At 56.3% G+C, this 10,935-nt stretch carries 10 protein-coding genes and 3 pseudogenes; 5 read left to right on the top strand and 8 right to left on the bottom strand.

Translation table 11 applies throughout. The features are described from left to right. On the bottom strand, nucleotides 1-218 hold a 218-nt coding region (gene tnpB / locus QN399_RS14805), incomplete at its 3' end, for an IS66 family insertion sequence element accessory protein TnpB (protein WP_330201094.1). A gap of 73 nt (nucleotides 219-291) precedes the next feature. On the opposite strand from tnpB, the pseudogene QN399_RS14800 reads away from it, so the two are divergent. Next, nucleotides 292-761 (top strand): annotated as a pseudogene (locus tag QN399_RS14800) (helix-turn-helix domain-containing protein); the annotation flags it as partial. 291 nt (nucleotides 762-1,052) lie between these two features. Further along, nucleotides 1,053-2,489 carry an IS1182 family transposase gene (locus QN399_RS14795; RefSeq protein WP_322178709.1) on the top strand — a complete coding sequence of 479 codons (1,437 nt, stop codon included), beginning with the start codon at nucleotides 1,053-1,055 and terminating at the stop codon, nucleotides 2,487-2,489. Between the two features lie 206 nt (nucleotides 2,490-2,695). On the opposite strand, the pseudogene QN399_RS14790 reads toward QN399_RS14795, so the two are convergent. From QN399_RS14790 to QN399_RS14770, 5 genes and pseudogenes are all read right to left on the bottom strand, one after another. Then, nucleotides 2,696-2,886: pseudogene (locus QN399_RS14790) on the bottom strand (IS5/IS1182 family transposase); the annotation flags it as partial. Between the two features lie 47 nt (nucleotides 2,887-2,933). Beyond that, nucleotides 2,934-3,647: a haloacid dehalogenase type II gene (locus QN399_RS14785; RefSeq protein ID WP_322178710.1), complete on the bottom strand. Its 714-nt coding sequence runs from the start codon at nucleotides 3,645-3,647 to the stop codon at nucleotides 2,934-2,936. 192 nt (nucleotides 3,648-3,839) lie between these two features. Continuing rightward, entirely contained in the window at nucleotides 3,840-4,541 is a 702-nt protein-coding gene (locus tag QN399_RS14780) for a glutathione S-transferase N-terminal domain-containing protein (RefSeq protein WP_322178711.1), read from the bottom strand. Between the two features lie 26 nt (nucleotides 4,542-4,567). Then, on the bottom strand, nucleotides 4,568-5,443 hold the full coding sequence (gene yghU / locus QN399_RS14775; protein WP_322178712.1) for a glutathione-dependent disulfide-bond oxidoreductase: 876 nt from the start codon (nucleotides 5,441-5,443) through the stop codon (nucleotides 4,568-4,570). Between the two features lie 98 nt (nucleotides 5,444-5,541). Next, on the bottom strand, nucleotides 5,542-5,913 hold the full coding sequence (locus QN399_RS14770; protein ID WP_322178713.1) for a DsbA family protein: 372 nt from the start codon (nucleotides 5,911-5,913) through the stop codon (nucleotides 5,542-5,544). Between the two features lie 343 nt (nucleotides 5,914-6,256). On the opposite strand from QN399_RS14770, the gene QN399_RS14765 reads away from it, so the two are divergent. Both QN399_RS14765 and QN399_RS14760 read left to right on the top strand, forming a co-directional pair. Beyond that, entirely contained in the window at nucleotides 6,257-6,859 is a 603-nt protein-coding gene (locus QN399_RS14765) for a TetR family transcriptional regulator (RefSeq protein ID WP_322178714.1), read from the top strand. Nucleotides 6,860-7,357: 498 nt separating this feature from the next. Continuing rightward, nucleotides 7,358-8,371 (top strand): annotated as a pseudogene (locus QN399_RS14760) (IS630 family transposase). 31 nt (nucleotides 8,372-8,402) lie between these two features. On the opposite strand, the gene QN399_RS14755 reads toward QN399_RS14760, so the two are convergent. Beyond that, nucleotides 8,403-9,419, bottom strand: coding sequence for a site-specific integrase (locus tag QN399_RS14755; RefSeq protein WP_322178715.1), 1,017 nt, complete (start codon nucleotides 9,417-9,419; stop codon nucleotides 8,403-8,405). Between the two features lie 186 nt (nucleotides 9,420-9,605). Between QN399_RS14755 and QN399_RS14750 the strand changes: the two genes are divergently transcribed. Then, the gene (locus QN399_RS14750; RefSeq protein ID WP_322178716.1) at nucleotides 9,606-10,337 is read left to right on the top strand and encodes a DNA-binding protein; all 732 of its coding nucleotides are present in this window, start codon (nucleotides 9,606-9,608) and stop codon (nucleotides 10,335-10,337) included. Between the two features lie 267 nt (nucleotides 10,338-10,604). On the opposite strand, the gene QN399_RS26830 is transcribed toward QN399_RS14750, so the two are convergent. Beyond that, entirely contained in the window at nucleotides 10,605-10,841 is a 237-nt protein-coding gene (locus tag QN399_RS26830) for a transposase (protein WP_369125024.1), read from the bottom strand. Nucleotides 10,842-10,935 lie beyond the last annotated feature (94 nt).

Genomic DNA, 10,935 nt, shown 5'->3' with positions numbered 1-10,935 from the left:
TCCAGGCGCTTGAGCCAAAGGCAAAAACCGTTGCGCTCCCAGTAGAGTATTTTCACTCGATTACGGGGGCGATTCAGAAAGACGAAGAGTACAGGGTCGAACACGGCGACTTTGATATCCAGTTCGACCAGAGCGGCCAGGCCGTCGATTGACTTTCGAAAGTCCACCGGCTTTGGGTAGAGGTACACTTTTTCAACTTTGGCGTCGGGTCGCATCATGACGGTGCTGGCTCCAGAGAGAGATCGGGAGCACAGCGTCAGCGATCAGAGTGTGGCTTTGAATGTGGGGTTTATGGCGCGGTTACAACAAATTGAACTGAGTCGGCGCATAAGATCAGCCACGATCAGTCAGCGCGACGGTCGTCGGGCGCGAGTGATTTTGCTGGCCGCTCAAGGTTGTTCTCGTAACGAGATTGCCCAGTTGACCGGTCTCTCGGTTGTTTCAGTTACACGCTGGTGCAAGCGTTTTCAAGAGCTGCGTCTGCAAGGTCTGGTGGATCTGCCCGGACGAGGTCGCAAGCCATCCTTGCCGGCCGAAGCGTTTAAGCGAGTCATTGAGCAAGTGGTTCAACCGCGTATCGGTCAACCTCGCTGGAGCTGTCGAAGCATGGCGCGAGTCGCCGGTATTTCACCGGCCAGCGTCCAGCGCATATGGGCCGCCAACGACATAAAGCCGCACCTGACACGCACCTTCAAACTGTCCAAAGATCCAAAGATCCAAACTTCCAAGAGAAATTCTGGGACGTCATTGGGCTGTATCTGGGGTCATGCCGAGATAAGGGAAAATTAGGACATTAGACCTATAGCAGCATGATTTAATTAGCTTTTTATGGATCTGCGTAATTGCATCTCACTTGACCACCTAATTGCATCGCCACTGACCAGTCATTTGCATTCGCGCTGACCAGCTGTTTGCAGTTGATGGGTGTCAGCGGGTGCCACTCAGGGTGAGTACGTCAGCCAAGCACTGAAGGACTGCAACCGACCCAGGCTGTGTGAAAACGCCAGTGATTGTCTAACCTTCTGGTCATCTAGATCGTATCGGGGGCGATCATGAAGCGATTCATTGAGGGTGAGACTCGGACGCAGGTGACGCTGCTGCCGGAGTGTCTGGACGATTACGTAGCCGAAGAAAATCCAGTGCGCGTGGTCGATGTTTTCGTCGATGAACTCGACCTGGGCGCACTTGGTTTTGAGGGTGTCGCTCCTGTTGCAACGGGTCGTCCGGCCTACCACCCAGCGGTGTTGCTTAAGTTCTATATCTACGGCTACCTCAATCGGATTCAGTCCAGCCGCCGGCTTGAGCGTGAGGCCGAGCGCAACGTTGAGTTGATGTGGCTAACGGGGCGTTTGGCTCCGGACTTTAAAACCATTGCCGACTTTCGCAAAGACAACGGCAAAGCCATTCGCAGCGTATGCCGCCAGTTCGTAGTTCTTTGCCGCAACCTCAATCTCTTCTCTCAGTCGATCATCGCCATCGACGGTAGCAAATTCAAAGCCGTCAATAATCGCGACCGCAACTTCACTCAGGGCAAGGTGAAGGCACGTATGCAGCAGATCGAGCAGAGCATTGATCGATATCTAGCGGCGATGGATTCGGCGGATCGGGCAACGCCCGAAGTGGCCGAGGCCAAAGCAGAGCGGCTTAAAGAAAAGATAGAAACACTGAAAAAGCAGATGCAGAAACTCAAGGAAATCGAGGCGCAACTCCATGAAAGTCTAGACCAGCAGATCTCCCTCACAGACCCAGATGCACGCTCAATGGCCACGAGCGGCCGAGGCACCGGAACGGTTGGCTACAACGTACAAACAGCTGTCGACGACAAACACCATCTGATCGTTGCCCATGAGGTGACCAACGTTGGTAATGATCGTGGGCAACTGAGCAACATGGCGAACCAGGCGCGTGAAGAAATCGAGGCCGAATCGCTAACGGTGGTGGCCGACCGAGGCTATTACAAAGGTCTGGAAATCCTTGCTTGCGAGCAAGCCGGCATCACTGCCTTCGTACCGAAACCCCTCACATCAGGCAGCAAAGCCGAAGGCAGATTCGGCAAACAGGATTTCATATATCTTATTGCGTCGGACGAGTATCAATGCCCTGCGGGGCAGTTACTAACCAAGCGGCATTCGTCGATGGAAGACGGCATGTTATTGCATTGTTACTACTTCTCGGGCTGCCAGTCCTGCTCAATGCAAAAGCAATGTCCTACGGGTAAGGAGCGCCGAGTGAAGCGCTGGGAACATGAGGCTGTAGTCGACGCGATGCAGGTTCGGCTAGAACATGATCCAGCGATGATGAGGGTTCGTCGACAGACCGTTGAACATCCTTTTGGAACGCTCAAGTACTGGATGGGAAGTACCCACTTCCTGACCAAAACCCTGCCCAGGGTGAGCACTGAGATGAGCCTTCATGTGCTCGCCTACAACCTCAAACGAATGATGAACATCTTCGGCATCGCAGGACTGCTTGAAGCGATCAGGGCGTGAAACCAACTGCTTGATCGTCCGTGAGTGGCTGTTTGTGCCGCTGACGCGGCCCAAACAGCATTACGAACGCCTATGTAGCTGACTAGGGCAATTCACGCTTTCGCCTGCTGGTTTCGTAGGTAACGCACAAAATTCTCAGCTCTCGACGTATTCAGTGCGTTTTCACACAGCCTGGACCCGAAGCAGCCTATGGCAACAGGCAGGTATCACTGGCGCACCTCTCCCGCATTGCTCAGCGAATGTCTGCGCGCGCTACCCACAGGTACGACAGCGCGAACAGGCTGAGTAGTAGCGAGGTGTTCTTCGCCAGGCCCCAGAAGAGGACCGCGCTGTAAGCAAACTGACAATTGATCACCCGCAGCGGGTGCTCGGTCTTGGCCTTTAGCTTCGCCTTGGCCATCAAGAGTGTACACAAAGCCCCGATATGAGGGTTGTGGACATTACTCAGCAGGACACGCGTTCAAGGTGCCCCCAGCGCCGAATGATCTGCTTGGTCAGGTCGCCTAACTCTGCGGCGACCAGATCTGGCACGGGCATCTCGAATGCCGGTAGCAGTGCGTTGTGCGGTCGGGTCAGTAGTGCGCCATGGCAACCCGCAGCTTGCGCCCCAGCCGTATCCCAAAGATGACAAGCGACCAGGAGCAAGTCCGCCATCTCGACATTCAACTCCCGGGCAACCAGTTGATAGGTTTCCGGGGCGGGCTTGAATTTGCCCACAGCCTCGACACTGAAGCTGCGCTCAAAGAACTCAGACAACCCGGCACGCTCAAGTGCCGAAGGTGATGAACCGCTCGCCGAGTTGCTCAGAGTCACCAGCCGAAAGCCTGCATTACGCAAGCTGTTGAGCGCCGGCAGTACATCCGGGTGCGCGGGCATAGTGCTCATCCGTGCCTGCAGTTCATCCATGTCGCTAGCGTCGAGCGTGGTGTCATGGATAGATGCGAGCATGCGCAGGGTGCCTACGGCCAGCTCGCCAAATGGGCTGTAGCGCCCGCACAGGGTCATGGTTTGCGAGTAGAGAATCAGCTGCGCGAACCACTCGCGCAAAACGGCTCGATCACCAAATACACGCTCGAACAGCGGTCCGAGCGTGGTGATATCGAGCAGGGTTTCATTCACGTCGAAAACGATGATCGGGGCGAACCTGTGCTCTGCCATGAAGAACCTCTTTTTCGTGATGCTGCACGCTTCTGCGCACACGCTGTTTTCGTTGGAGGCGCCCTAACGTGCTAGATACCGGCCTGGGCAAATACCCGCAAAAAGTCTTCCGGCTCAGGGCGCATACGATAGTTCTCGGTGAGACCCGCATACATCAGCACGCCGCTGGCCTCACTGTGTCGCTGTCATAGCCTAGAGCTTAGAGGCCAGCAGCGATGTCGTCGCGGCGTAGTTGCTCGGGTATAGCGCGCGGCGCGAGGCCTCGTCGCCTTGTGCCTTGAATTCGACATCCTTGCCAATCATGCGTGCGTGGGCAACCGCTGGACGGGCGTTCACCGCCTGGAACCAACGATCCACTTCCGAGAACTCTCTTATCCGTCCCATGCCTAGGACAAGGTCTGCGCGGTCGACCCAGGCCCATGTGGCGATGTCTACAATAGTGAAACTGTCGCTCACGATGAACTCACGCCCCTTGAGGCGCGTATTGAGCACGTCGTAATGGCGCTCGGCCTCTCGCAGATAGCGGTTTTGCGCATAGGGAATCTTTTCCGGAGCCGCACGTTGGAAATGCACCGATTGGCCGGAGAAAGGCCCCAGGCCCGAAGCGACGAACATCAGCCATGACAGCAATTCGCCGCGATCCTCAGTGTTCCCGAGGAACTTCTCAGTCTTTTCAGCGAGGTAGAGCAGGATGGCATTACTGTCGAATACAACGGTGCCGTCATCGTTGATAGCCGGAACCTTACCGTTGGGGTTCAAGGCTCGGAACGCCAGCTCGTGCTGCTCGCCCTTGGCAGTGTCCACGGGCACCAGCTCAAACGGCAGCTCGGCTTCTGCGAGGAATAGGGCAACCTTCATCGGGTTCGGGGTCGGGTGGTAGTAGAACTTCAGCATGATGTCTTCCTTTTTGGATAAGCTTCTCAAGCGGCGCCTTCAGGGGCCAGTTGGTCTTGAGTTTTCAGATCGAAATCCGAGGCGTCATGTCGTTCGTGCAGTTGCTCTGACGGCTCGCCCCAGGTGCGGTTTACCTTGCGGCCACGCTGAACGGCGGGCCGCTCAAGAATCTCTTCGGCCCAGCGCCGCAGGTTCTTGTAGCTTTCGACCTGCAGAAACTCGCCCGCGCCATAGGCCTTGCCCAGCACCAGGTTGCCGAACCAGGGCCAGGTGGCGATGTCGGCGATGGAGTATTCGTTTCCGCCCAGATAGCGGTGCTCGGCCAACTCGCGGTCGAGCACGTCCATCTGGCGCTTCACTTCCATCGTGAAGCGGTTGATTGGGTATTCGAATTTCTCCGGCGCGTAGGCGTAGAAGTGCCCGAACCCGCCGCCCAGATAGGGGGCCGAGCCTTGCAGCCAAAAGAGCCAGTTGATGACCTCAGTGCGCGCCGCGGCTTCCTTAGGAAGGTAGTGTCCGAACTTCTCCGCCAGATAGAGAAGAATCGCGCCGCTTTCAAAAACACGACTGCCGGTTTCGGTATCGAAAAGCGCCGGGATTTTCGAGTTTGGATTAACTTCGACGAAGCCCGACGAGAACTGGTTTCCTTCGCCAATCTGGATCAGGTGTGCGTCATATTCCGCACCTGCTTCGCCCAGCGCCAAGAGTTCCTCAAGCAGGATGGTGACCTTCTGGCCATTGGGCGTGCCCAGCGAATAAAGCTGTAGAGGATGCTCTCCACTCGGCAGAGTGGCCTCGTGTGTGGGCCCGGCAATGGGGCGGTTAGTCTTGGCCCATTCCCCGCCATTTTCGGCGTTCCAGGTCCAGACTTTGGGTGGTTCGTAATTGTTCATGCCAGACATGATCCAGACCTCTTTCTTTCATGTTAGGGGCAGGCCCATGCTCGGGCGCTGCTGGATTTCGGACAAACACTGGGTGTGGCGGGTTATCAGCTTTCCGCTCAGTTATTCGTCTCGGCCAACTGTTGCAAGATACGCGTGTAATTCTCGACCCCTTGCGCACCAGTTACGAGGTGGCGACGGTTGAAGATCATCGCTGGCACACCCCGAATGCCCTGGTTAATCCAGGCGCTTTCGGCAGTACGCACGTCTGTGGCAAAGCGCTGATCTTCAAGAACGGCTAGGGCCTCGGCCCGTTCCAATCCGACTTCTGCGGCCACATCCGCCAGCACACTGTGGTCAGACAGGTTCCGGCAACTGGTGAAGTCAGCCGCAAAGAGGGCCTGTTTCAAGTCGTGCATGCGCCCTTGCTGATCGGCCCAATGCAGAAGCTGATGCAGGTCGAACGTGTTGCAACGTTGATCATTTGCCACACCACGGTTTTTTCATCGGCGTTAAAGCTGCTGTTAAGAAACTGGGCATGCAGCACTTGGTGTGCCCTCAAGCAAACCGGGGGCTTCGACCATCACTGCATGCAAGCCTGGAATCATGCCAAAGCCTTTCTGAGACTTCTCCAACAGGGAACTTGGCTGCGTCAGGTGCGCTGTTCTGGTCGTGCAGAGTAAAAGTGCTCATTGAGAGGCATCTTTTTTGAGTGATCGTTCAAATATGAGATCAATCCTAATTGCAGCCTGGGGTGCAGTCAAACTAATATTGAGCGATCACTCAGATTCAGTCCAGCCGGTTACACTGAGGCCTTTTATCCGAGAGACAACGATGTCCCGCACTGCTCGCTTTGATCGCCAAGTCGCCCTAGATAGAGCGGTTGAACTGTTCTGGTCAAGAGGTTATTACGCTTCTTCGCTGAAGCATATTGAGGCGGCTTTGGACATGCGCCCCGGCAGCCTCTATGCCACCTTTGGTAGCAAAAGTGGTCTATTTGCCGAAGCGCTTGAGGCTTACGCCGCCCGTGCCGGTGATGACTTTCGTCAGATAATCGAAGGATCTCCGGACGTTGTAAGCGGGTTAAAGCGCTATCTGCGCTCATTCGCCCGGCCCTGTAGCGGCGACGCGCAAGCGCCTGCGCAGGCTTGCATGCTGATTAAGACCTTGCTTGAGGTTAATGCCGAGGACGCCGCATTACGGACTCAGGTCGAGGCAATGCTTGCAACCATCGAACAGGGACTTTGTGAGGTGCTCGAGCAGGCCAAGGCAATGGGGGAGTTGCGTGCTGATGTTGAGTGCCCGCGGCTGGCCCGCTTGCTCCAAACGCAGATCATCGGATTGCGGGCGTTTGCCGAGCGCAATGTGCCCACTGATCAGATAGCAGCGCTTGCTGACGACATGGCCGACATGCTCGATGCCTACCGAGCTGGCTGAGCTGGTCCTGATGTCTAGACCCAGTGATAGTCCCTTCTAGCCGTTCTCTGGCGGTCGTCACTACCGCGTGTGCTGGTCAAGTCGAATGCAAACGGTTGGTCAGCACGAATGCAATTGACTGGTCAGTGGCCATGCAAATGGGTGGTCAAGTCCATGCAATTACGCAGGATCGTCATTTCACACAAAAAAACACAAAATTCGGTTCTTTCTGCAATGGTTATAGGCCCTTTTTGAGGTCCATCGCTAATGCATAAGATTTTCCGGATGGTACTCCCCGACGTAGCCTGCATAGGCTTGCAGCTGGTTTACCAACACCACAGTTAACATGGGTTCATGTCCAAGGTTTTGCCGGTATGTGTAAACCGCGTTTCGCGTCATGTCACCTTGGAATTAGTGCCTTAGAAAGCCAATATTCGACTGCCTAACCGAACGTCTTAAGTGCCAGAACAAAAATTTTCCGCTCGCGATGGACACCCCGCTTCAGAGTTCTTTAGAATTCTGTTCATGAAATCTATACCACCTCTTTGCGATACCGACCTCCAAGCCTTGAACACGGCTTACAGGCAAAGCGAGAAGCCCATTTTGCGCCGTCGGGCTCATGCCATTTTGCTCAGTCACAAGGGCTATACCCTCAGCCAGATCAGCGGCATTCTCGATGTCACTCGCCCAACGGTATCGATTTGGCTTGATGCTTGGAAACCGAGGGTTTGCAAGGCCTCGATGACAAACCACGCACCGGTCGCCCCATGATCTACGACGAACAGGACCGGGATAGACTCAAGGCCCTGGTGTCAGAGGAGCCTCATCAGATCAAGGCTGTTCAGGCACGCTTGCAACAAGAAACGGGTAAAACCTCCTGCACGATGACCATCAAGCGGGCTTTAAAAAAAGCTGGGGTATAGCTTCAAGCGGGCTCGCCGCTCCTTGAAAGAGCGGCGTGATGAAACCGACTTTCGCAACACCCAGAACCTGCTGCAAGAGCTCTGGAAATGGGAAGACCACGAAGAAGCCGAGCTGTATTACTTCGATGAGTCCGGCTTTTCGCAAGTCTCCTCCCTGCCTTATGCCTGGAGCCCCGTGGGTCAGCCGCTGGAGCTGCCAGCCTTCTCGCACAGCCGACGCCTCAACGTGCTAGGTTTTCTCAGTCGCCGGGGAAAACTGGTGTATCACACCACCACCGACACGGTGACCACGCCGGTGGTCATTGAAGCCTTTGATCGTTTGCTGGGGCAGAAATCGCCGCAGACCTTTGCCATCGTCGTGCTCGATAATGCCAGCATTCATCGCTCTGCCTTGTTTAAGAGCAAGGAGCTGGAATGGCGGGCACAACGGCTTTATGTAATCTTCCTGCCCCCGTACTCACCCGAGCTCAACCTGATCGAAATGCTCTGGAAGAAAATCAAGTATGAGTGGTTGCCTGTCACGGCCTATCAGAGCTTCCAGTCACTCACCGATCATGTGCTCAACGTGCTGTCAGGCTATGGGGAGAGATATAGGATCAATTTTGTTTAGGTACTTAACCGGTACCCTCAAGATCGAAGATCTAGACTAATGGTTTACGTTGTAAGAGCGAGCCGGCGGCATTTTCCTCGAAGGCTTTAGCCTCCTCGATATAGCCGTGTACGGTGCCATCGTGCCGCCAGCCACCCTGGCGCTTGATCTCCAGAAAGTCCGCCCCGGCACGGTAAGCACTGGTGGCCAACCCTCGGCGCAGGCTGTGGCTGCTCATCTCTGGCACATACAACAGTCCCGCTGCTTCGGCACGCGCTGCCAGGATGGTATTGACGCTCCCCTCGTGCAGCGCAACATTGCCGACGACGCCCCAACGGCTAATGCGCCGAAACAACGGGCCTTGCTCAATTTGAGCCGCATCCAACCAGTGTCTTAATGCTTTCGTTGGGCAGCAGAGGCTGTCGCCATACGGGATCGCTCGCTCCAGCCCCTCACCCTCTTGATCAGTTTTGGAACGCGGCAGCGTGATCCGTAGGTCTTCCCGTTCCCACTGCAAGTATTGAATCCCCAGCGTGACCAGCTCACTGCGGCGGAACGCGCCGAAGTACCCCACCTGTAACAGCGCGCTGTCGCGCAGCGCCGCCAGCCCTTCGAGCGTGTTCAGGTGCGCCACGATGAGTTCGAGATCTCCCAGAAGCAGGGCCTTGGCTCTGTGTCGAGGGCGCCCATGCACCCGCTCGATCCCGCGCAAGGTCTTGCGCACGGTGGCGCTGGCGGCCGGGTCGGGAAAGCCCTGATAGCGGTGCCATTGCGCCAGCGCGGTCAGGCGCAGCGCCAGGGTCCGCGGGTTCAGCACTTGCGCGAAGGACAGCAGGTAGCGAATCAGCGCAGCTTCATCGCACGGCAGGACGCCGCCACAGGCCTGAAAGTGGCGGATGGCCGAGCGGTAGGTGCGACGGGTGTTGTCGGAGGTAGCGGCCGCGAGAAAACGTTGGTGTTGCTCCGCCCATTGCTCAGGCGTGGCGAGCGTACCGGCGGTACGCGCCGGCACCGCCGCTTCTTCGGGCAGTACCGAAGGGAAGCTTTCGTGGTTATTGCGGGCTGTCATCACGAAACGCCTGTTTAGGCCCTGTGTACCGCAGATTATAGAAGCGAATGCCGATCGTGAGCGCCTAACTCACGATAACTGACCTTATCGTGGGTTAGCGGGCAGTCTCAACGGACTTAACTATTCTGTACTTAAATTGATGTATTACGTTGTCCATAATACGGTACGAAAAAATCCGAGGTGGTGATGGCCCGTTCCAGTGTCCTCTATGTGCATGTCGCAAACGCAGCGGCCCGGCTGGTGGCCGACGGCCACAATCCGACGATCGACGGTATCCGCGCGGCTTTGGGCGGGACCGGTAGCAAAAGCACGATTGCCCCCTTGTTAAAACGCCGGAAAGCCGTGCACCCCAGCACGCTGGCCCAGGCCGAGCTCGGCCTTCCGGCCGAACTGGTGCTGGGGTTGAAAGGTGTCTACGAAAAAGTGCAGGCGGATGCAGCTCTGCAAGTCGAGCAGACTGTGCAGCTGCATCAGATAGCCACCACTGCCTTGCAGGAGCAGTTGCAGCTGAGTTTTGCGGAGCGGAACGCCTTAGCCAGTACCCAAGAAAAGCTGATCGGATCGCTCACAGCAGCCAACGAGCGGACCCAGGGATTGGAGGAAACTGTGCAGCGTCAGGAGATCGCCCTGGCCAGCCTGGGCAGTGAAAAGGTTGGGCTCGAACAGCGCCTGGTCGACCGCGTTTCCGAGGTCGCCGCACTGACTCAACAACTTCAACAAGTGCGGGTACAGTTTGAGCATTTCCAAGCATCAGTCGCGCAACAGCGCGCCGACGAACGCCGGGCCGCGGAACAACGCCATAGTCGACAGGAACAGGAGCTGACAGAGCTTCGGCAGCGTCTGCTCGCTCAGCAAACCCGACTGGGCGAACTACAGGCGCAGGAACAACGCTTGGCGCAGGACCACGATCACCTATAGAGAACCCTGCTAACGACGCAAGCGACGCTCGCGCAGAGCCAGATTGAGCATGAGCACGTCATACGTCAATTCACCGAGTTGAAACAAATGCATCAGGCGCTGGAACAGCACTATGTCCATGGCGAGCAGCACTTGGTTGAGGTACAGACGAACTTGGCCGTGACTAAGCGAGAGCGAAGCCTGCTGGCGGAGCGCTTAACCCACACTGAAACCCAACTAACCGAACTGACCACAGAAAAGCAGCTTCTCTTGCAAGACAAGGCGGTGTTATCCAGTCAGCTCGCTGAGTACCGAACGCCTCAGGCAACTTGATGGGTTGCATAAGCGACTGTGCTCCATCAGTGTCCCTGCGCGCAGGCTGGTTTGATGACTACAGGGACTGCACTGCCAGTAACGCAGCTCCGCACGTTGGAATTGCGAAGATTTATCGTGGGCGCATTTTGGACAGCGGAAACCCTGTGGCCAACGCGCCTGGATCAACTGCGCCTCGCATTGTGCCTGCATCCCGTATTGCGCTGCCTCAGTTCGGGCAAAACAGCCCCTTTTGAAACTGAGGTTTGAGGTGCAGTGGAACGGAAAGCTGGGTTAAGCCTCTGGC

Origin of the sequence: Pseudomonas sp. 10C3, from assembly GCF_036346185.1 — a bacterium.
Lineage (GTDB): Bacteria > Pseudomonadota > Gammaproteobacteria > Pseudomonadales > Pseudomonadaceae > Aquipseudomonas.
This window is presented reverse-complemented; position numbering and strand designations above follow the sequence as displayed.